18 protein-coding genes are annotated in these 21,962 nt (G+C 31.7%); 7 read left to right on the top strand and 11 right to left on the bottom strand.

Features of this window, described 5'->3' with window-relative positions:
* The first annotated feature begins 50 nt into the window (after positions 1–50).
* The 5 genes from IU405_RS02610 to IU405_RS02590 are packed head-to-tail and all read left to right on the top strand — an operon-like array spanning position 51 to position 5,421.
* The gene (locus IU405_RS02610) at positions 51–2,429 is read left to right on the top strand and encodes a TonB-dependent receptor (RefSeq protein ID WP_197437057.1); all 2,379 of its coding nucleotides are present in this window, start codon (positions 51–53) and stop codon (positions 2,427–2,429) included.
* A gap of 4 nt (positions 2,430–2,433) precedes the next feature.
* The gene (locus IU405_RS02605; RefSeq protein WP_197437056.1) at positions 2,434–3,264 is read left to right on the top strand and encodes a DUF4249 family protein; all 831 of its coding nucleotides are present in this window, start codon (positions 2,434–2,436) and stop codon (positions 3,262–3,264) included.
* Positions 3,265–3,306: 42 nt separating this feature from the next.
* Entirely contained in the window at positions 3,307–4,119 is an 813-nt protein-coding gene (gene murQ / locus IU405_RS02600; protein WP_197437055.1) for an N-acetylmuramic acid 6-phosphate etherase, read from the top strand.
* Positions 4,116–4,361: a DUF6095 family protein gene (locus IU405_RS02595; protein WP_197437054.1), complete on the top strand. Its 246-nt coding sequence runs from the start codon at positions 4,116–4,118 to the stop codon at positions 4,359–4,361. Before murQ ends, IU405_RS02595 begins: the two co-directional genes overlap by 4 nt.
* On the top strand, positions 4,351–5,421 hold the full coding sequence (locus IU405_RS02590) for a D-alanine--D-alanine ligase (protein ID WP_197437053.1): 1,071 nt from the start codon (positions 4,351–4,353) through the stop codon (positions 5,419–5,421). The genes IU405_RS02595 and IU405_RS02590 overlap by 11 nt, the downstream gene beginning before the upstream one ends.
* Positions 5,422–5,430: 9 nt before the next feature.
* Here the strand turns inward: IU405_RS02590 and IU405_RS02585 are convergent, their stop codons facing one another.
* Entirely contained in the window at positions 5,431–5,922 is a 492-nt protein-coding gene (locus IU405_RS02585; protein ID WP_197437052.1) for a DinB family protein, read from the bottom strand.
* A gap of 195 nt (positions 5,923–6,117) precedes the next feature.
* Here IU405_RS02585 and IU405_RS02580 point away from each other — a divergent pair, with 195 nt between their 5' ends.
* The gene (locus IU405_RS02580) at positions 6,118–6,936 is read left to right on the top strand and encodes a hypothetical protein (protein WP_197437051.1); all 819 of its coding nucleotides are present in this window, start codon (positions 6,118–6,120) and stop codon (positions 6,934–6,936) included.
* Between the two features lie 105 nt (positions 6,937–7,041).
* Here IU405_RS02580 and IU405_RS02575 read toward each other — a convergent pair whose 3' ends face one another.
* From IU405_RS02575 to IU405_RS02530, 10 genes are all read right to left on the bottom strand, one after another.
* Positions 7,042–8,355: an OmpP1/FadL family transporter gene (locus IU405_RS02575; protein WP_197437050.1), complete on the bottom strand. Its 1,314-nt coding sequence runs from the start codon at positions 8,353–8,355 to the stop codon at positions 7,042–7,044.
* Between the two features lie 122 nt (positions 8,356–8,477).
* Complete coding sequence (ettA, locus tag IU405_RS02570) at positions 8,478–10,169, bottom strand: energy-dependent translational throttle protein EttA (protein WP_197437049.1); 1,692 nt, start codon at positions 10,167–10,169, stop codon at positions 8,478–8,480.
* 30 nt (positions 10,170–10,199) lie between these two features.
* A complete protein-coding gene (locus tag IU405_RS02565; protein WP_105045090.1) occupies positions 10,200–10,382 on the bottom strand; it encodes a CAL67264 family membrane protein in 183 nt (60 codons plus the stop codon).
* Positions 10,383–10,435: 53 nt separating this feature from the next.
* Positions 10,436–12,460, bottom strand: coding sequence for an NADPH-dependent 2,4-dienoyl-CoA reductase (locus IU405_RS02560; protein ID WP_197437048.1), 2,025 nt, complete (start codon positions 12,458–12,460; stop codon positions 10,436–10,438).
* A gap of 172 nt (positions 12,461–12,632) precedes the next feature.
* Positions 12,633–13,337, bottom strand: a complete 705-nt coding sequence (locus tag IU405_RS02555; protein WP_197437047.1) for a pirin family protein — start codon at positions 13,335–13,337, stop codon at positions 12,633–12,635.
* 49 nt (positions 13,338–13,386) lie between these two features.
* Positions 13,387–14,256 (bottom strand): pirin family protein, encoded by an 870-nt coding sequence (locus IU405_RS02550; protein ID WP_197437046.1) that lies wholly within the window; start codon positions 14,254–14,256, stop codon positions 13,387–13,389.
* Between the two features lie 50 nt (positions 14,257–14,306).
* The gene (locus IU405_RS02545; RefSeq protein WP_197437045.1) at positions 14,307–14,744 is read right to left on the bottom strand and encodes a MarR family winged helix-turn-helix transcriptional regulator; all 438 of its coding nucleotides are present in this window, start codon (positions 14,742–14,744) and stop codon (positions 14,307–14,309) included.
* A 2-nt stretch (positions 14,745–14,746) separates the two neighbouring features.
* Complete coding sequence (locus IU405_RS02540) at positions 14,747–14,995, bottom strand: glutaredoxin family protein (RefSeq protein WP_197437044.1); 249 nt, start codon at positions 14,993–14,995, stop codon at positions 14,747–14,749.
* A 3-nt stretch (positions 14,996–14,998) separates the two neighbouring features.
* A complete protein-coding gene (locus IU405_RS02535) occupies positions 14,999–15,532 on the bottom strand; it encodes an NADPH-dependent FMN reductase (RefSeq protein WP_197437043.1) in 534 nt (177 codons plus the stop codon).
* Positions 15,533–15,629: 97 nt separating this feature from the next.
* Positions 15,630–16,217, bottom strand: coding sequence for an NUDIX domain-containing protein (locus tag IU405_RS02530; RefSeq protein ID WP_197437042.1), 588 nt, complete (start codon positions 16,215–16,217; stop codon positions 15,630–15,632).
* Between the two features lie 180 nt (positions 16,218–16,397).
* Between IU405_RS02530 and IU405_RS02525 the strand changes: the two genes are divergently transcribed.
* Entirely contained in the window at positions 16,398–21,935 is a 5,538-nt protein-coding gene (locus tag IU405_RS02525) for a T9SS type B sorting domain-containing protein (RefSeq protein WP_197437041.1), read from the top strand.
* Positions 21,936–21,962 lie beyond the last annotated feature (27 nt).

Below are 21,962 nucleotides of genomic sequence, written 5' to 3'. Positions count from 1 at the left end.
TTTTTAGCCATACTTTTGTTGAGTCAATAAATCAATTCAATAAACAAAAAATGCTACACTTTAAAAAGATATTATTCGTTCTTTTTATTACGTCTACAATCGTTTTTGGGCAAGAAAAAATCACCTTAAGTGGAACAGTTTACGACAATGCAAACAATGAAACCTTAATTGGTGTTTCTGTTTTTATTCCTGAATTAAATGCAGGTACTTCCACTAATGAGTATGGTTTTTATTCCATAACTATTCCCAAAGGAACTTATAAAATTCAAGTAAGTTATGTTGGTTATACAACAATTGTTGAAACCATCAATTTATTAGAAAAACTTACAAAAGACTTCAAATTGAAAGAAGCTGCTGAAAGTTTAGATGAGATAATTATTGAAGCAGATATTGAAAAACTGAATGTTAGAACGCCTCAAATGAGTGTTAATAAACTCACTTCAGCAACCATCAAACAAATTCCTGTTGTACTTGGCGAAGCAGACATTATCAAATCTTTAATTCTTTTACCAGGAGTAACAAGTGCAGGTGAAGGTGCCTCAGGATTTAATGTAAGAGGTGGTGCAGCAGATCAAAATTTGATACTTTTAGATGAAGCCATTGTTTTTAATTCTTCGCATTTATTTGGATTTTTCTCCGTTTTTAATCCTGATGTTATCAAAGATGTAAAATTATATAAAGGTGGAATTCCTGCGCGTTTTGGAGGAAGATTATCTTCTGTTTTAGATATTTATCAAAAAGAAGGGAATAGCAAAGATTTTAATTTAACTGGTGGTATTGGATTGGTTTCTAGCAGATTATTAGCTGAAGGACCCATTGAAAAAGAAAAAAGTTCTTTTTTGATTGGAGGAAGAGCTTCTTATGCACACTTATTTTTACCTTTATTTGACAACGATAACAAGGCGTATTTTTATGATGTAAATACCAAAGTCAATTATCGCTTCAATGATCGAAACAACTTGTTTTTATCAACTTATTTTGGAAAAGATATTTTTGGAGTTAGTGATAATTTTGTGAATAAATACGGAAATAACGTAGTGAATCTTAGATGGAATCACTTATTTTCCGATAAAATTTTCTCCAATTTATCTTTAATTTATTCAGATTATTTTTATGGTTTAATCCTTGATTTTGTTGGTTTTGAATGGGATTCTGGAATCACAAATTTCAATTTAAAATACGATTTTAAGCATTATATTAATGAGAATATAAAACTTAGTTATGGAATCAATACTATTTACATCAAATTTAATCCCGGTGAAATTATTCCAAATAGAACATCATCAGGAATTGTTGCAGAAAAATTAACTGATAAATATGCCAACGAATTTGCTGCATATATAGATGCTGAGCATAAAATCAATGAAAAATTAACGCTGCAATATGGCGCTCGTTTTAGTAATTTTTTACGCTTAGGACAAGACGAATTGAATGTATATGCAAACAATCAACCTGTAGTTTATAACGAACAGTTTAAAAAATATGAATCTGCTGTTGCAACAGGCGTTGAAAATTTTAAAAGAAGCGATGTTATCAGTAGTTTTAACAATTTTGAACCTCGATTTTCATTATCATATGTTTTAAATGATAATGAGTCTATCAAAGCTAGCTACAATAGAATGGCTCAGTATTTACACTTGCTTTCCAATACTGCCTCTCCAACTCCATTAGATGTTTGGGCGCCAAGTGGCAGATATATTCGACCTCAATTGTTAGATCAATTTGCTATTGGATATTTCAAAACGCTAAATAATGGAGCATATTCACTAGAAACTGAAGCATTTTACAAAGACATTCAAAACAGAATTGACTATATTAATGGTGCCAATTTAATTGCCAACAACGAAATTGAAACCGTAATTTTAAATGGCCATGCAAGAGCTTACGGTTTAGAGGTTTTATTTAGAAAAAATGAAGGAGATTTTAAAGGTTGGTTAGCCTATACATTGTCTCGCTCTGAACAACAAACTCCAGGAAGAAATGCTAATGAACCTGGCATAAATCAAGGAAATTGGTACAGTTCTCCTTTTGATAAAACGCACGATATCTCTTTGAATGGAAGTTATGAATTGAATAAAAAATGGAAATTCAACGCCAATTTTCTATTTCAAACAGGACAGCCAACCAATTATCCGGTTGGACAATATGAAGTTCAAGGATTAAACGTTCCTATATTTGATGATAACAGAAGAAATGCTGACAGATTGCCTGCGTATCACAGATTGGATATTTCAGCAACATTGACACCTACAACAAATAACAATCGAAAATGGCAAGCAGAATGGGTTTTTGGTTTGTATAATTTATACGGAAGAATGAATGCTGCTTCCATCAACTTCAGACAAAATAGAGAAACTTTTAGAAATGAAGCAATTCAAACATCCATTTTTGGTTTAGTTCCTTCTGTTACTTACAATTTTAAATTTTAACATGATGAAAAAGAGCTATATACTTCCTGTTTTATTGATTTTATTTTTTGCAAGTTGCGAAAAAGTTGTAGAAATTGAAGTTCCTTCAACAGCGCCAAAACTCATTATTGATGCTGTTTTTGAAGTCTATTTTGATGAAACTCCTGTTCGCGCAAATACTGTTGTAAAACTAAGTAAATCAGTAGATTATTTTGATGAAACGATTCCACCTGTAACGAATGCAACCGTTTTTTTAACGAATTTAACTGACAATTCCATCATTAATTTTTCGGATGTGAATGCTGATGGAAATTATGAACCAACGATTTCATTTATTCCTGCTGAAAATGTAGTATATGAATTGACGATAATTCACGAAAACTACACGTATAAAGGGACAGCAACTCGAATAAAATCAACACCTTTAACTAGTGTTACTCAAGGTGATGAAACCTTATTTGCTGGAACAGAAACAGAAGTAAAAGTAGAATTTACAGATGATGGAACTCAAGAAAATTTCTACTTATTTGATTTTTCAAAAAAATTATTTTTAACCATAGAAGATCGCTTTTTTAATGGTTCTGATTATAATTTCTCTTATTTTTATGATGAAGAAGACATTACGTTGCCAACAACTGTAAATATAAAAATGTCAGGAATTTCAAAAGAATTTTATACCTATTACAGAGTATTAATCGATCAAAGTGGACAAAATGCAGGAGGCCCATTTGAAACAATTCCTTCCTCATTATTAGGAAACATGATTAATATTACTGATGAATCTAAATTTCCATTAGGCTATTTTCATATTTCTGAGACGGATACTGCAACGTTAAATTTAGTTGAAAAGAACTAAAAAATATTCCTTTTCAATTCATAAAAAATGTATTTTTGAGGAATGACTTTCATCAAAATTACAGAACAGGATTCTTCTTACAATCATCTAGAAAAGATGAGTGTAAATGAATTGTTGACAAATATCAACAATGAAGATCAAACAGTGGCTTTTGCTGTTCAAAAATCAATACCTCAGATAGAAAAATTGGTACTGCAAATTGTTGAAAAATTAAAAAACGGAGGAAGAATTTTCTATTTGGGTGCAGGAACCTCAGGGAGATTAGGCATTGTAGATGCTTCAGAATGTCCTCCAACTTTTGGTGTGCCTCATGAATTAGTAGTTGGTTTGATTGCTGGAGGTGATACTGCTATCAGAAAAGCAGTAGAATTTGCTGAAGATTCAACTACTCAAGGTTGGGAAGATTTACAAAAATTTTCTATCTCAAAAGAGGATGTTGTTATTGGTTTAGCAGCTTCAGGAACAACACCTTATGTCATTTCAGCATTGGAAAAATGTAATCAAAATAACATCACAACTGGTTGCATTACTTGCAATAAAAACAGTCCATTAGCTGCAGTTTCTCAGTTTCCAATTGAAGTGATTGTTGGTCCAGAATTTGTTACAGGAAGTTCACGAATGAAAGCTGGCACTGCACAAAAATTAGTTTTAAACATGATTTCAACTTCAACCATGATTCAACTTGGTAAAGTGAAAGGAAATAAAATGGTTGATATGCAACTTTCCAACAATAAATTGGTAGAAAGAGGCGAAAAAATGTTAATAAATGAACTAAATATCGACCAAAAAGAAGCAAAAGAATTATTGAAAAAATACGGAAATGTTAGAAATGCACTCTTAAACTTTAAAAAATGAGCATAAATATAAATTTATTAAGAAAAGGATTGATTCGTTTAGCAATTTTAATAATTCTATTTATTGTAACCCCTATAATTACAACTATGGGATTTAAAGGCATTGAAAAGTTTACTGAAACCCCCAAAATATATATGGCGTATTTTCTTATTTTTCTTGGTTTTTCAGGAATTATTTTTACGATATATTTTGCTTTCAAGGCTTTTTCAATATTGAGGAAAGCTTTTTTCAATGAAAATTAATACTCTGAAATACAAATATTTATACAAAGTATTTCATTGGGAATATTGGCCTTCTTCCCTTTTTTACATTCCAAATATACCTTATGGATTTTTTTTAGCTGTTAAAGCAAAACATCTCGTTTTTTTTAGTGCAGCAAACCCAGGAATAAAAAGTTCAGGAAATGGAACCGAAAGTAAATTCCAAACATTATCATTAATTCCTGATGAATTCAAACCAAAAAGTATTTTTCATGGTAAAGGAGAAAATTTTGAAAATACTATCAAAAAAATTCGAGAGCAACATATTCAATTTCCTTTAATTGCAAAACCTGATATTGGATTTCGAGGGTTACTTGTACAAAAAATCCATTCTGAAATTGAATTGAAAAATTATTTACAAAAATTTAAAATCGATTTTATAATTCAAGAATTTATAACCTACAATAACGAATGTGGAATTTTTTATTCAAGAAATCCAACTAAAAAAAACGGAATTATTTCCTCGATAACTTTAAAAAAATTTCTAACAATCACAGGAGATGGAATTTCAACTGTTAAAGAGTTAATAATTTCAGACAAAAGAGCCTTTTTGTATAAAGAGTTGATTTTTGAAAATCACAAAGAACTATTAGGTACAATTTTAGAAAAAAATAAAGAATTTCAGCTTTCTGTAATTGGAAATCATTGTAAAGGAACACAATTTATCAATGGAAATCACTTAATTTCCAATGAACTATCTATGACTTTTGATGAATTAAATGCAAAAATTCCTGGTTGGTTTTATGGCAGAATTGACATTAAATATGATGATTTTGAAGCATTAAAAATTGGAAAAAAATTTAAAATCCTAGAAATTAACGGAATTATTTCAGAGCCTACTCACATATATGATGCACAAAAATCAACGTATTTTAGTGCATTGAAATCTATAAGAAATCACTGGAAAATATTGTTTGAAATCTCTACGACAAATCACAAAATCAATAAAATTCCTTATAAAAATTCGCTTATTTTTTGGAAAGAAATTAGAGAATTAAAAAAGTATTCAAAAAAAATAACTGCTTTAGATTCTGTAAAATAAAGACACATTTTATTTTAAAATATGTTTAGGAGTTGTAGGATTATACCCAAAATCAGCATCAGGCAATGCTATTCCTAACTGATAAATACTATACCCAATACTCGCAAAATGATGAATTGCATGGCTATGAGCTTGAATTAATACTGCACCCAAAGTGGTTTTGGCTTCCATTTTTCCCAATCCTAAATCATCAATAAGAATAATTTCAGTTTGCAAATCTTCCTTAGAAAAATTATTTATTTTAAAGATAATTTCTTCAAAATAAGCAATTCCAACCTCAATTTTTTGTTCTACTAATTGATTTCTTTCACGATTTGTCAAATCAATCTTTTTGTTTTCAAAACCATTAATTATACAAGAAAATACATCTAAAACATGACGAATATGACAGCCAATACTTGAAAAATATGGTGGAATTGATTCGTTTGTATACTCAGATTCAGAGAGATTATTCAATAATTTTATTCCTCTAAATAAGTTTTTTTCAATGGCGTCAATCATGAAATCATTTTATTACTAAGTCGCATAAAAATACATTATTTACAGATTTAATTCACTTTTTTGAATAATTTTTTCAAATTATATACATTTTGGTACAACATACTTTTCATTTTTGGCACACTATTTGAAAATTCATTTTTAAATGCGGAAGCTGAAAAGCAAATAGAGTAAGCAAAATCAAAAAAACCTCAAATCATGAAAAAAAATATACTTATTTTAGTAGGAATCTTAGGAATGTTTTCTGCTAACATTGCAAAAGCTGAGGCTACAAACTCTAGAAATTTTGAGATAAATTTCAATTACAACGATGCTGTCAATTTCTTTGAAAGAGGAATCGAATTTTTCGTTTTTACCAATGGGGATTTTGATTTTGACACTTCCAATAGTTACCAAAGAGGCATCAGAATTGATAGAGATTTTAGAGGAAGAATTCGAAGTTTAGGAAATGTATTCATCAACTATGATCGTTTTGGAAATGTAACTCGAATTGGTTCAGTTTTCATCAATTATCATCGTGGACAATTGGTTAGTGTTGGGGATTTACGTGTTTTTTATGACAGATATGGATATCCTGTTTTTAGAGGAAATGTTCATGATTTTTACTATGATAATGGCGTTCGTTTTTCAATAAATTTTGGAAGAATTTACAATTACAATGATTCATTCTTCAACAATAGAGATTTTGATAGAAATTTTACAAGATTCAGAGAAGATCATGATTTTTACTATTACAAATCAAATAGGAATAACAATATTGCTGATGAAAATTCGATCATAAAAAGAAGAAAACCAACTCTTGATGCTAATAATCGAAGAGAAACTGCAAGAAATTTGAACAGTTATAGAAAATCAGACATGAAAGATGATTCAAAAAGAGAAGTTGTAAGAAACAATGACGAAAACAGAAAATTTGAAGAATCTAATAACAGAAGGATAATTTCTGATAGAAATGAAACAGGAAATAGAAAATCTGATGAAAAAAAATCAGAAAGAAGAAGAGTTGAAAGAAACTAAAAAATGGGATTTTTCCTTAATAAAAAATGCCCCAAAAAGTGTATATCTTTATGGGGCATAATCATTACTGATGGTTTTCTTATTAATTATTTTACATGGTTGTAACTATTTTTTAGTAAAATTATAACTTAATCCAATCATAAATAATGATGTATTCATTTCATAAGCAACCTCACTTCCTGGTATTGCTCCATAAGGATTATTGGGCTGGGCAAACATTGGATTTAATAATTGTCCTGATGTTTTACCATCACTTGTTCCATAATGATACACTGCATCTATAGATAAATTATCTTTTAAAAGGTAACTAAAACCTACTTGATATGCATTTTTAATAATAGCAGTTGCAGGAATATTAAAAAATGTCACATCACTACTAATGGGATTTGAATTATATGTATAGCCAACTCTTACAGGGAATTTTTCAAATCCTTTGTATTGTAGTCCAGCTGAAATGATAGAAATATTTTTCCATCCAAAACCAGATACTGAAGCTGTATTTGTCCAACCAGTTGTTGAAAAACCGTCTGTGTTCTCATAATCAACGCTTCTGTAATCTAATGCAACATCAAAATCACCTTTAGAGTATCCTAAACCTACTGAAAAAATAGCTGGATAATCCATATTAAACGAATTCGTTCCTGTAGATGCATCCAAATAAGTATTATCAAACTTGAAATCACTAAAGCTTTGATTCGTTTTATAGGAAACTCCTAATTTTATTCCTTTTTGTGAATCATAAAAAACACCTACTTGTGCTCCAAATCCAGTTGCACTTGCTTTATCTGTTGAAGGGTAACCTGCTGTTTGACTTGGATTCGCAGTTGGATTTGGCATTAACTCTAAAGCTGAATAATTAAATGTTGGTTGAATTCCCACTGATAACTTATCAGAGAGTTCATAAGCCCAAGTAAAACCAATTTGAAGTAACATATAATCTGATTTAATGCTACCAAAACCGCCCATATTTTGAGGCATGTTTATTGGATTTGTCATATTTTCTGGGAAAGTAACTCCAAAACCACTAATACCAAAAGCAGAGACTCCAAAGGTATGTTTGCTATCTTCTTTTCCCCATACCATTGCAATTGCTGGCATCATAGAAGCACCTCTATCATCTTCGGTTGATCCTGAAAAGACATTTCCTGTTGGCTGTCCTAAATTATTAAACTCAGGAACCGTAGAATATAATTTTGGTGACGAAAAAAACAATCCTACATCTAACTTAAGTATTTTACTATCAAAAGTGGAGATTGAAGCTGGATTCCATTGTAAAGCTCCTGAAATATCTAATGGCTGTGCTGTTGCTGCACCTCCCATAGACATATTAACAGAACCAATACCTTGCATAATGTGACCAGATTGACCGTATGCAAAAAAAGTAAGTAATAAAAATAACTTGAATACATTAAATTTCATAATTTCTATTGTGTGTTTAAAGGTTAATTAATTTTCATAAAAAAACTTCATAAATATATATTAATTTATGAAGTTTAAACATGACAATAGTCATGAAATAGCAATTATCTTTTTAGTAAAAATTATCGAATTAACTTTTTGTATTTCAATCGCTTTGGCATTAAATCTCCGCCCAAACGTTTTTTCTTATTTTCCTCATAATCAGAGAAAGAACCTTCAAAAAAATACACTTGACTGTCCCCTTCAAATGCCAAAATATGCGTACAAATTCTGTCTAAAAACCATCTATCGTGAGAAATAACAACGGCACAACCAGCAAAGTTTTCAAGTCCTTCTTCTAAGGCACGTAACGTATTAACATCCAAATCGTTTGTTGGCTCATCTAATAACAAAACGTTTCCTTCTTCTTTCAAAGTCATCGCCAAATGCAAGCGGTTTCTTTCGCCTCCAGACAAAGTTGAAACCTTTTTATTTTGCTCATTTCCAGAAAAATTAAATCTACTCAAATACGCTCTTGAATTTACTTGTCTTCCTCCCATCATCACCAAATCTTGTCCATCAGCAAAATTTTCCCAAATCGTTTTTTCTGGATCAATATTTGAGTGACTTTGATCAACATAGGCAATTTTAGCTGTTTCGCCCACTTTAAAACTTCCATTATCCGGATTTTCTTCGCCCATAATCATTCTGAAAATAGTGGTTTTTCCAGCTCCATTTGGACCAATAATTCCTACAATTCCAGCTTGAGGAAGTTTAAATTCTAGATTTTCATATAACAATTTATCATCATACGCTTTTGAAACTGAGGATGCTTCAATTACATTTGTACCTAAACGTGGACCATTTGGAATATAAATTTCCAATTTTTCGTCAACTTGTTTTTGGTCTTGACTTAACAGTTTGTCATAGTTTTGTAAACGCGCTTTTTGTTTGGTTTGACGTCCTTTTGCTCCTTGACGAACCCATTCAAGCTCACGTTCCAAGGTTTTTTGACGCTTAGAAGCCACTTTACTCTCTAAAGCCATTCTTTGAGATTTTTGGTCAAGCCAAGAAGAATAATTTCCTTTCCAAGGAATGCCTTCTCCTCTATCCAATTCTAAAATCCAACCAGCAACATTATCTAAAAAATATCGGTCATGAGTCACTGCAATCACTGTTCCTTTGTATTCCGCTAAATGATGTTCTAACCAATGAACAGATTCAGCATCCAAGTGGTTTGTAGGTTCATCAAGTAATAAAATTTCGGGTTCTTGCAATAACAATCTACACAAAGCTACTCGTCTTTTTTCTCCACCTGATAAAATTCCGATTTTTTTATCAGCATCTGGAGTGCGCAAAGCGTCCATGGCAATTTCAAGCTTAGTGTCTAATTCCCAAGCATTTGCAGCATCAATTTTATCTTGTAATTCTGCTTGCTTTGCCATGAGTTTATCCATTTTATCAGCATCAGAATATACTTCTTCCAAACCAAACATATCGTTGATTTTGTTGTATTCATCTAAAATGGCAACTGTTTCAGCAACACCTTCTCTCACAATTTCTAAAACCGTTTTTTCAGGATCTAATTGAGGCTCTTGCTCTAAATATCCTACTTTATAGCCTGGAGAAAACGTAACTTCACCTTGGTAATTTTTTTCAACTCCAGCAATAATTTTTAACAAAGTAGATTTTCCAGAACCATTTAAACCGAGAATTCCGATTTTAGCTCCATAAAAAAAACTTAAATAAATATCTTTTAAAACTTGTTTTCCTGCTGATTGATAGGTTTTAGAAACCCTATTCATCGAAAAGATGACTTTCTTATCGTCTGACATTTTCTTATAAAATTAAATTGAAAAAAAGAATTAAACGCGACCTTTCAAAGCATTAAATACCCAAGCTATCGCAAAAAAACCAATGCCAACTGAAGCAAAACCCCAACCAGCAACATCATCATACCTGAAAGCTCCTAAAGCAATGAGAGCCAATCCAACAATAATCATAATCAAAGTAGCCCAACCAAGGACTGTATTTTTATTCATACCCATAAAATCAATAAATTTTGTTGAACAGCAAATATCCATAAAATTCTTGAAATTTTCTACAAATTTGCCGCCAATCTTGCCCCTTGATTGATGGCTCTTTTGGCATCCAATTCTGAGGCAACATCTGCGCCACCAATTACATGAACTTTTTTTCCTAAATCCACCAAAGGTTGATACATTTCTTTCAAAGGAATTTGACCTGCACAAATAATAATATTGTCAACTTCTAGAACTTTATTTTCTTGATTTTGAGCATAATGCAACCCAATATCATCAATTTTTTGATAGTCAACTTCCCCAATAAATTGTACATTTTTCTTTTTCAAATTGGCTCTGTGAATCCAACCTGTAGTTTTTCCAAGATTTTCCCCAAACTTTCCTTTGCTTCTTTTGAACATAAAAATTTCTCTAGGAGATTTCTCAAAACTAGGTTTCATTCCTTCAATTCCTGCTCTAGATTGTAACGTTTTATCAATTCCCCATTCTTGTAGCCAAGCATCAATATTTTGTGAAGTTGACTCACCTGTATGAGATAAATATTCTGAAACGTCAAAACCAATTCCGCCTGCACCAATAACAGCCACTCTTTTTCCAACCGTTTTTTTATGTTTTAAAACATCAATATAACTCAAAACTTTTGGATGATTGATGCCTTCAATTTTTAAATCTCTAGGTTGAATTCCTGTTGCAATTACAATTTCATCAAAATCTGAATTTTGCAAATTTTCAATGGTAACTTTGGTATTTAATTTTACGGTAACTTGATGTAATTCGATTTGTTTTTTAAAATACCGCAAAGTTTCATAAAACTCTTCTTTTCCGGGAATTTTTTTTGCCATGTTAAATTGACCACCAATTTCGGAATCAGCATCAAAAAGAGTAACGAAATGTCCTCTTTGAGCAGCAATTGTTGCAGCAGATAAACCTGCAGGACCTGCACCAATTACAGCAATTTTCTTTTTATTTTTTGTGGGGAAATAATTCAATTCTGTTTCATGACAAGCTCTTGGATTCACCAAACAACTCGCCACTTTTCGTTGAAAAACATGATCCAAACACGCCTGATTGCAACCAATACAAGTATTGATTTCATCCTCTTTCTCAGCCAAAGCTTTGTTAACCCATTCAGGATCAGCTAAAAATGGACGTGCCATCGAAATCATATCTGCATGGCCTTCTGCCAAAATTTTTTCAGCAGTTTCAGGCATATTTATTCTGTTGGATGTAATCAACGGAATCTTTATTTCAGCTTTCATTTTTTGAGTAACCCAAGTAAATGCTGCTCTTGGAACGGATGTTGCAATCGTGGGAATTCTCGCTTCATGCCAGCCAATTCCTGTATTGATAATGGTTGCTCCTGCTTTTTGAATTTCTTTACCAAGCTGCACAATTTCCTCCCATGAACTTCCATTTTCGACCAAATCCAACATGGACAATCTGTAAATAATGATAAAATTAGGTCCTACAGATTCACGAATTTGCTTCACAATTTCAATTGGCAAACGCATTCTATTTTCATAATTTCCACCCCAAGCATCTGCTCTTTTGTTGGTTCTTTTTGCGATAAATTGATTGATTAAATAACCTTCAGAACCCATAATTTCAACACCATCATAGCCTGCTAATTTTGATAATTCTGCTGAGTTTACAAAATCTTTAATAGTTCTTTTGATTCCAGATTGAGTAAGTTTAAAAGGTTTAAAAGGATTGATTGGCGCTTTTATTTTTGAAGGAGCAACATTCAATGGGTGATACCCATAACGTCCTGAATGTAAAATTTGCATGCAGATTTTCCCTCCTTCTTTGTGAACAGCTTTTGTGATTTTTTGATGCTCAAGCGCGTGTTTTTCTTTGGACATTCTGGCAGCAAAAGGTCCAGTCCAACCTTGAATATTTGGCGAAATTCCACCTGTAACAATCAACCCTACTCCACCTTTTGCACGTTCAGCATAATATGTTGCAATTCGTTCAATGCCGTTTTTCTCTTCCTCTAAACCCGTGTGCATTGAACCCATTAAAATGCGGTTTTTTAAGGTTGTAAAACCCAAATCTAATGGCTCAAAAATATGTTTGTATTTCATTTGGTAAAAAATAAATTTATTATGCACGCATAATATATACGCAATATATGTTTATTTTTCGAAAAGAAAAAGCCAAAGAAAATTATTCTTTGACTCAGTCTAGAAATATGATGAATTATAAAAGCTACAAGGCTTGAAACCTTGAAGGAAATTTTGAAAATTTCAATGAAATTTAACTCATTGGAACATCAATTATTAGAAGTTTACTCTCCTTTTTTGCTTTTACAGTTACTTTGTCAATATCGTGAATTCCAATTGCATCACGTTTTTCTAGAATTTCATTGGCAATAGAAATTTCACCATCAATCAGAAAAAAATACGCACCATTTTTCAATTCATACTCAATTTCAAAATCTGATGTAATATCAATCATAAAAATATAAGCTTGTTGATTTACGGGTAATGAACCTTCGATTTGATTGGTTCTTGGTGAAATCAAAGCTTGAAATTTATTCTTCCTTTCTGACGCTTCAAACTTTTTTTGGTCATAAAAAGGAGTTACATTTTGTTGCTCTGGAAAAATCCAAAGTTGTAAAAAATTAACATCTGAATTACCATCGTTAAATTCTGAATGTGTTAAACCTGTTCCTGCACTCATCACTTGCACTTCTCCAACTTCAATGGAACGTTGGTTATTCATACTATCTTTATGAGAAAGTGCTCCAGAAATTGGAATCGAAATGATTTCCATATTGTTGTGAGGATGAGTTCCAAAACCCATTTTAGGTTTTACAATATCGTCATTCAACACACGTAACATTCCGAAATTCATTCTTTCAGGATTGTGATATCCAGCAAAACTAAAAGTATGATAGGACTGCAACCAACCATGATTGGCAAATCCTCTTGATGCTGCTTTGTGAATTATTGTTTTCATATTTTTTCTTTAATTTTTTGAATTTTAAATCTTGAATTTTGACCCTGAATTAATACAAATACCCCATTTTTCCTTGATTGTAGTCACGCATTGCTTCCAAAATTTCGGTTTGCGTATTCATCACAAAAGGTCCATATTGCGTCACTTTTTCATTGATTGGCGCTCCAGATAAAATCAAAATAGTACTTTGAGATTTCGCCTCAAATTTTACAGAATTTCCATCTTGATGAAAGGTAATCATCTGATTTTCTCCTTTTTTCAATATTTCTTTATCATTTACTAAAATTTCACCCTCAAGAAGATAAATCAATGATTGATGATTTTCAGGAATATCAATGGACATTTCTCCTTTTTCTTGCGCAATTGCTGTAAAAACATTGACTTCAGTTTTGGTTTTAATCAATCCAGATTTTATTGATTGGTTTCCTGCAACTATATTTAATTGCACTTTTTTATCCTGTGAAAATAGTTTTGGAATTTGTTCATCTTCCAAATGTTGATAATTTGCAAGCATCATTTTATGAGTTGAAGGCAAATTCAACCACAACTGAATTCCTTCTAAATCACCTCCTTTTTTCACAAACTCTTTGGTTGGTGCTTCTGCGTGAATAATTCCACGTCCAGCAGTTGTCCATTGAACACCTCCTGCTTTGACAACCATTTCATTTCCTAGAGAATCTCTATGAAATTGTTCTCCTTTAAACAACAAAGTGATGGGTTCAAAACCTCTGTGAGGATGTGGCCCCAAATCAAAAGGATTGTTAAATTCCGAAATTGCATAAGGCCCATAATGATGCAATAACAAAAAAGGATCTACATTTTCAATACCTTCAGTTGGTAATGGTTGACGCAATTTTATAGGTCCCATATTTACAAAAGGACTTGGAACTAAATGTTGAATTGTTTTTATTATTTTCATTTTTTTTACAATTAAAATAATTTCCTTGGAAACTATTTTTTTAAATTTTTTTATCGAATTTTATCTAACAGATTACTCAAAATTGCAGCTTCTTCTTCCGATAATTTTTCTAAAAAAGACATGCTTTTAGTATCGTCAATAGTGGCTAACATTTCCAAACCTTCATTGGAAATTTTAACATACACCACTCTTCTATCTTCTTCACAACGTGTTCTTTCAATGAGTTTTTTATCACATAATTTGTCCATCAAACGAGTGGCATTTGGTGAACGTTCTATCATTCTATCTTTCACAATTTGAACTTTTACACGGTCTTTTGCTCCTCTTAAAATACTTAAAATATTGTATTGTTGAGGCGAAATTCCGTAAGGCTTAAAATATTCATTTTCAATACTACTCAACCAATTTGAGGTATATTTGATATTGATTAATGCTTTAACTTTATTATTTTTAAAACTCGATTTTATGTCTTTTGAAATATCTCCCATGATTATGCTCTCAATTTTAAATCTTGCATGATTTTGTTAAACTCTTCTGTAGTTGGTGTTAAAAACACTTGATCATCAACAAATAATGTGGGGAATTTAACCACGCCCTTATACAATCTTTTACTGTGTTCCCTTGCTTCAATATCTTTAGAGACATCTTTGTAAACGTAAAGCTGATCCGTTGAATTTAAAAAATTCTTAAATGCAACTGTATACGCGTGACCTTGTTTACCATATAGAATAATCTTCATAGATTACTGATTTACAGCATTTTCAAATTCACTAATTTTTTCTTTTAACGATGCAAATAATGATTCGTTTACGATTTTACCTTCTTTAAAATTGTCACCAAAACTCGGTAGAGAAAAAGAAATTACTTCCTTGGCTCCCATTCTTGCAAAACGATCAGCTCCTGCTTCTAAAACAGTCAAGCCACCTCTTGGTCCTGGTGAAGTTGCCATTAATAACAATGGTTTATCTCTAAAAACCTTATTTTGAATTCTTGAACTCCAGTCATAAATATTCTTAAAAGCTGCTGCATATGAACCATTGTGTTCTGCTAATGAAAGGATAAAACCATCGTAATTATCAAGTAATGATGTAAACTTTTTTGCGTTTTCAGGAAAACCTATTTTTTCTGCATCTGAACTGTAAATTTCCATCGGAAAATCGCGTAAATCAATGATATCAAACTGGGTGTTTTCTAAATTTTCAGCAGCAAAAGTTGCCAATTTTTTATTGATAGATGTTGAACTTGTACTTCCTGCAAATGCTAGTATTTTTTTCATCTTAAATTATTTTATGATGCAAATTTACAAAATAAAATTTTATTTACCAAGGAAAATAAATCCAAGGAATTATTTAAAAATGAAATTTAAATAGCAATCACATAATGCCTTCAATTTTAAGATATTGAAGTAAAATTATTGTTCTAGCATCAATAATTTCTTGGTTTTTAATCATTTGCAAAGCCTTACTAAAAGAAATTTCTAACATTTCAATTTCTTCATTTTCAGCGGCAACTCCTCCTCCATTTTCAGTTTTGTTTTGATCAAAATATTCTCCAATAAAAAGATGTACTTTTTCTTTTAAAATTCCTGGAGATAAAAAGGAAGTAGTTACTTTTTTTACAGATGAAATTTTATAACCTACTTCTTCTTCAGTTTCGCGAATGGCGCAGTTTTCTGGAGTTTCATTTTTATCAATTGCACCACCAACTACCTTAATAGAATATCCTTGATTGATACCAGCCACCAAAACAGGCATTCTAAATTGTTTGGATAAAACTACTTTTTTTGTAATTGAATTGTATAATAAAATGGCAACACCATCACTTTTTCCATAAACCTCATGGGTTAGGTTTACTGATTTTCCGTTTTTAAAAGTAAAATCAAAATTAATTTGCTCAAGAGTTCCCCAAAAGCTAGATATTACTTTTGAGGTTATATTTTTTACTTTTGATGGAATATTCATGGTTTTAAATCGTTCTATAATTTTTAACTAAGGTAATTATTTTATCAATTTATAAAAATTCATTTTATCTAAAAAAAAGAAATGGTTCAAGTAAAAATTTATTCAACATCAAAAATAGCTTTACTTAGAATCTTTTATAAATTCTTTTTACTTTTACAAATCTATTTTTTAAAATTAATTATGTTTAAAACTTACTTCCGATTTTTAAGCTTACTCGCATTCATTTTTTTTGCACAATTTTCATCAGCTCAATTAAGTAAAAAACACTTTATTCCGCCATTAACATCGGGAGATGATTTTGGCGAACAGTATATTTATATTTCTACTCCAAAAACAACTAATGTAAGTTATAAAATTACTGCTATTGGTAGACCAGATTTATCTGAATATTCAGGATTTTTGTCAAATAGCAATCCGATTGTACAAATAATCTTGGATGAAAACGGAAATCCTGATTTAGATAATGATACTCAACTCCATATTAATAGAACAAACTTAAATGGAAATAAAATAACAAATAAAGGACTTATAATTGAAGCCAGTGATCTAGTATATGTCTCCATAAGAGTTAATTCTTCAAATCAAAATGCTGCAGGTCCGATACATGGAGGTGCTTTAGTAAGTAAAGGAGCCTCTGCTTTGGGAACAGAATTTAGGGTTGGTGGCTTAGTAAATGAACCATTAGTTCCTTTTAGTCATACAACATTTGCAAGTATAATGGCTACTGAAAACAATACACTTATTGATTTATCGGACCTTCCCAATGGAACACTTTTTCCAAGTGGTGTTACAATACCTGCAAACATTAATTTAAATGAAGGCGAAAGCTACATAATAGCTTTAGGTGGCAATGAAGATCCAGGAAAACTAATTGGAAAATTAATAAAAAGCGACAAACCAATTGTGGTTAATTCAGGATCTGCTTCAGGTAGCTTTGCTGATAATCCATCAACTGGTGGAACCACCCAAGACTATGGTTTTGATCAAATCGTAGGTGCAGATAAAATTGGAAGCGAATATATTTTAGTGAGAGGAAATGGATTAAACTCATTTGAAAATGTATTATTAATTGCTCATTTTGATAATACAGAAGTAAAAATAAACGGCTCTAATGTAACCACAATAAATAAAGGACAGTACTACGTTGCAGAAGGTAATTTATTTAGCTCTTTGGGCAATATGTATGTAGAAACGACTAAAGATGTTTTTGTTTATCAAGGTATTGGAGGAAGTACCTCTAAAGCCAATCAAGGATTATTTTTTGTGCCTCCTTTAAGTTGTGAAAATAAGGGAGATGTTGATAATATTGCTAGTATAGATAGAATTGGAAACTTTACGCTTTCTGGAGGTGTTACGATTGTTACTAATAAAGGAGCTGCTATTACCATTAATGACCAAAATATTTCTAGTTTTAATTCACAAGGACCATTTGATGTTACTGGAAATTCTAATTATGTTACGTATACTGTAACAGGATTAACAGGTAATGTAAAAGTAAACAGTGACCAAGAGCTATATTGTGCCTATTTTAATAGAAATGGGGCTGCTACAACTGGTGCATTTTACTCTGGTTTTCCTTCTGCACCTGAAATTAATTTTGAAACTACAGTATCAACATTAGGGAGCTGTATTCCTAATGTAACTTTAGAAGCTGCAAATACTGATTTATTTGATAGTTTTAAGTGGTACTATTTCAATGAAAATACTTCAGATTGGGAAGAAAGAAGCTCAAATGCGAATTATAAACCTTTAGAATCTGAACCCGGAAAATATAAATTAATTGGAACAGCTGATTGTACTGGAGCTACTTTTGAATCGGTTGAAATTACAGTAAGTATTTGCCCTGATGATTTTGATGGTGATTTAATTATTGACAATTTAGATATTGACTTAGATAATGACGGAATTTCAAATTGTGATGAATCTCTTGGCAATGCAACCATGAACCTCTCTGATATTGAAAATCCTTTTATTATTTTTCAAGATAGTTCTACAAACAATACCATAACATCAAGTAACATTACAAAAACAGAAGCTACTAATTCCATCATTGGAGATACTAGTGGAAATTTTGTTTCAACGGTAAACCCTGCAAATAATTCAAATTCAGTTTTTGAACTAAACTTTAATCAAAATATAAATTTCTTGTTTCGCCAAAGTAATTTGGACTCTCACACCATCAATGATGGTGAATTCTTTATTGTTAGAGTTAGTCCAAATAACAAAAACATCACCTTATTAGATCCTGATGATCAATTGTTAATAGATACTAATTTTGATGGTGAATTTGAATCTAATACTCGATTTTTCTCTTCCTCAGAAATTCGATTTAAATACAAATCTAATACTGCTGGCTCTGCAACTACTTTCCAGTTTTTTGCAAATCAAGTCAATCAATTTGTTTTTGAGCATCAATCATCTGGAATTTCATCTTCAACTATTTTTAGAGGAAATATTCAATTAACTTGTTTTGGTAAAGACTCTGATGGTGATGGTATTGAAGATATGTTTGATGTTGATTCAGATAATGACGGAATTCCTGATGTTTTTGAAAGCTCTTCACCAAAAATTACCTTGTCAGGTGTTGATGCAAATGAAGACGGTTTGGATGACGTTTTCAACGGAATCACAACAGGTATTGACACAGATAATGACGGATTTCCAAATCATTTAGATGTGGATTCTGACAACGACGGAATTTTTGATTTAGTGGAAGCTGGTCACAATGGAATTGATGCAAATAACGACGGAATTCTAGACAACGCAATTGTAGCTAATGTTGGTAGTAACGGACTTTTAAATAGTTTAGAAACTGCTGCTGACACTAAAATTCTTGCTTTAAATTATACAATTTTTGATACAGATGCTGATGACATTTTTAACTTTTTAGAATTGGACTCTGATAATGATGAGTGTTTTGATGTCATTGAAGCTGGTTTTACAGATAATGGCTCTGGAATTTTATTAGCAACTCCTTTTGGAGTTGATGCAAACGGAAAAGTAACCAATAATGCTGATGGCTACACTGCCCCAAATGCAAATTACATTACGGCTGCTCCCATAGTTATTATTACTCCTTTCGAAAATGTTACTTTTTGTGAAAACAATTCTGATGTTATCACAATAGATTCTAACGCTGATCAATTTCAATGGGAAGTTTCAACAGATAATGGTGTTAATTGGAATCCAATTACCGACAATGCTATTTATGCAGGGGCAACAACCAAAGATTTACAAATTACAAATACACCCATCTCATTTAAAAATTATCAATATCGCGTTTTATTAAGCAGAACAGGAAATAGTTGTGTACAAAAACCTTCAAATTCTATTATTCTAGATGTAAATCCTGAACCTGTTACACAAGATGAAGTGTTTTTATTACAGTGCGATGATGATTTAGACCGAATTTCAACCATAAATTTAACAGAGGCCGAAATTAGTATTTCTGCAAATTATCAAAACGAAACATTTACATATTTTGCCACGCAAGCTGATGCCATTGCTGGATCACCAGAAGTTGCAGACAAATTGCGCTATCCTGTAAATCAAATTGGTGAAGCTTGGGTTAGAACAATTTCTTCAGATGGTTGTTACCGAATTTCTAAAATCAACTTACAAGTTGAAGCAGCTGCAGATGTAGCTTATAACAAAGAATTTGATGCTATTTGTGACGACTTTTTACAAGCTGATGGTACCAGTGGACCTTTAAATGATGATACTGACGGAATTACAAATTTTGATTTTAGCATAGCAACTAGTGAAATTTTAGCCTTTTTCCCAACTGCTTTACAACCAGATTTAGAGGTTTCATACTATGAAACTTCTGCTGATAGAACTGCTGTTATTAATAAAATAATTGATATTTCTAATTACAGAAATACCAATTATCCATCAGATATTACAAGACAAACGATTTACTTTAAAATCACCAATAAAAACAACAACGATTGTAGTGGAACTGGTGAGTTGTACTTAAAAACAAATACGGTTCCTGTTGCAAATGCTGTTGCTGACTTAGAATTGTGTGATGATGCCAATGATGGTGATGGAACAAACGGAATTGTACAAAATTTTGATTTAGAATCTCAAACCGCTACAATTTTAGGCAGTCAAAATCCTGCTGATTTTACAGTTACTTATCATCTTTCTTTGGCTGATTCTGAAACTGGAAACAATCCTCAAACGACTCCTTTTGCAAACACAACTCGTGATTTACAAACTATTTTTATAAGGGTAACCAACAATACAACTGGTTGTTTTACCAATCATACCCGTTTTAACTTGATTGTAAACCCATTACCAATTGCTAATTTTGTTGCTGATTTAGAAGTCTGTGATGACAATTCTGATGGTTCTGCAAGAAATGGTTTTTCTCAAATTATCGATTTAGAGAGTCAAACTGCAGGAATTTTGGGAACTCAAGACGCATCAATTTACACGGTAACCTATCATCGTTCTTTGGCAGACGCTCAAATTGGGAATAATCCGTTGATTTCTCCTTATTCTAGCACCACTCCAAATAGAGAAACTATTTTTGTGCGTGTTTATAACGCCAATACCCAATGCGCAAACGGAATATCTAATTTTGATGTAATTGTAAATCCAGAACCCATTTTTCAAGTTCCTACAAACTTGGCATATTGTGATAATTTAGATGATGGTGATGACACCAATAGCGTCATTCAAACAATTGACTTGGATAGTAAAATAACTGAAATTTTAGGAACGACACAGAGCCCCACTGATTTTACAGTTACCTTTCATTCAAGTCAAGCAAATGCCACTTTAGGAAATGCTCCAATAAGTTCTCCTTACACAAATACAAATGCTACAGAAACTATTTTTGTTCGTATTCAAAACAGAAGAACGGGTTGTGTAAATGATGATGCGTTTTTTGATGTCATTGTAAATCCGCTACCAAGTTTTGGAGTAAGCTCTCCTCAAATTTTGTGTCTAAACGATTTGCCTTTAAATATTGCTGCAGAAAATCCAATGGATGTGTATACATATGAATGGACAAATGAAAGTGGAACTGTTTTAGGTACTTTTGATAACCTCAATGTTACCTCTGGAGGAAAATATTTTGTAACGGCAACTTCAACAAACGGAACATTATGTTCAAGAACAGCAATGATTGAAGTTAACGAATCAAATATTGCTGTACTTGAAAATAGTTTTGTAACCATTATTGATGAATCTACTAATATTGGAAGTCAAAATAATTTATCAATTTCCATTGATACCATCAGCAATGATTTAGGTCCTGGAGAGTATCAATTTGCGATTGTAAATACAGATACCAACGAACGCTTTCCGTTTGCTGGTTTTCAAGATGAACCACTTTTCGAAAACTTAGAAGGGGGCATTTATCAAATTATTGTCAATGACAAAAATGGCTGTTCCCCTGATGCAACATTGCTAGTTTCTGTAATTCAGTTTCCAAAATTCTTTACACCAAATGGTGATGGAGAAAATGATACTTGGGTGGTAAAAGGTGCCAATCGAACATTTTATCCAAATGCGAGCATCAATATTTTCAACAGATATGGAAAATTAGTGGCGCAAGTTCCTATTGACAGCCAAGGCTGGAATGGAACTTACAATGGCACTTTATTGCCTTCTGATGATTATTGGTACAACATTACGTTGATTCCTGCAGACACCACAAAACCTACCATCAACAAAAAAGGGAATTTTTCATTGCTCAGAAAATAGGAATTATTTTCGCCCGAACTTTATGAA

Source organism: Polaribacter sp. BAL334 (assembly GCF_015767435.1).
Taxonomy (GTDB): domain Bacteria; phylum Bacteroidota; class Bacteroidia; order Flavobacteriales; family Flavobacteriaceae; genus Polaribacter.
Note: the sequence above shows the minus strand (reverse complement) of the source record. Positions and strands in the feature narration are given on the sequence as shown.

Coding starts and splice junctions, on each gene's coding strand:
- IU405_RS02565 (WP_105045090.1), bottom strand. CDS start 10,382: ATGGGTATGAATAAAAATACAGTCCTTGGTTGGGCTACTTTGATTATG.
- IU405_RS02550 (WP_197437046.1), bottom strand. CDS start 14,256: ATGAAAATAATAAAAACAATTCAACATTTAGTTCCAAGTCCTTTTGTA.
- IU405_RS02580 (WP_197437051.1), top strand. CDS start 6,118: ATGAAAAAAAATATACTTATTTTAGTAGGAATCTTAGGAATGTTTTCT.
- IU405_RS02575 (WP_197437050.1), bottom strand. CDS start 8,355: ATGAAATTTAATGTATTCAAGTTATTTTTATTACTTACTTTTTTTGCA.
- ettA (WP_197437049.1), bottom strand. CDS start 10,169: ATGTCAGACGATAAGAAAGTCATCTTTTCGATGAATAGGGTTTCTAAA.
- IU405_RS02545 (WP_197437045.1), bottom strand. CDS start 14,744: ATGGGAGATATTTCAAAAGACATAAAATCGAGTTTTAAAAATAATAAA.
- IU405_RS02590 (WP_197437053.1), top strand. CDS start 4,351: ATGAAAATTAATACTCTGAAATACAAATATTTATACAAAGTATTTCAT.
- IU405_RS02595 (WP_197437054.1), top strand. CDS start 4,116: ATGAGCATAAATATAAATTTATTAAGAAAAGGATTGATTCGTTTAGCA.
- IU405_RS02555 (WP_197437047.1), bottom strand. CDS start 13,337: ATGAAAACAATAATTCACAAAGCAGCATCAAGAGGATTTGCCAATCAT.
- IU405_RS02530 (WP_197437042.1), bottom strand. CDS start 16,217: ATGAATATTCCATCAAAAGTAAAAAATATAACCTCAAAAGTAATATCT.
- IU405_RS02560 (WP_197437048.1), bottom strand. CDS start 12,460: ATGAAATACAAACATATTTTTGAGCCATTAGATTTGGGTTTTACAACC.
- IU405_RS02535 (WP_197437043.1), bottom strand. CDS start 15,532: ATGAAAAAAATACTAGCATTTGCAGGAAGTACAAGTTCAACATCTATC.
- IU405_RS02540 (WP_197437044.1), bottom strand. CDS start 14,995: ATGAAGATTATTCTATATGGTAAACAAGGTCACGCGTATACAGTTGCA.
- murQ (WP_197437055.1), top strand. CDS start 3,307: ATGACTTTCATCAAAATTACAGAACAGGATTCTTCTTACAATCATCTA.
- IU405_RS02605 (WP_197437056.1), top strand. CDS start 2,434: ATGAAAAAGAGCTATATACTTCCTGTTTTATTGATTTTATTTTTTGCA.
- IU405_RS02610 (WP_197437057.1), top strand. CDS start 51: ATGCTACACTTTAAAAAGATATTATTCGTTCTTTTTATTACGTCTACA.
- IU405_RS02525 (WP_197437041.1), top strand. CDS start 16,398: ATGTTTAAAACTTACTTCCGATTTTTAAGCTTACTCGCATTCATTTTT.
- IU405_RS02585 (WP_197437052.1), bottom strand. CDS start 5,922: ATGATTGACGCCATTGAAAAAAACTTATTTAGAGGAATAAAATTATTG.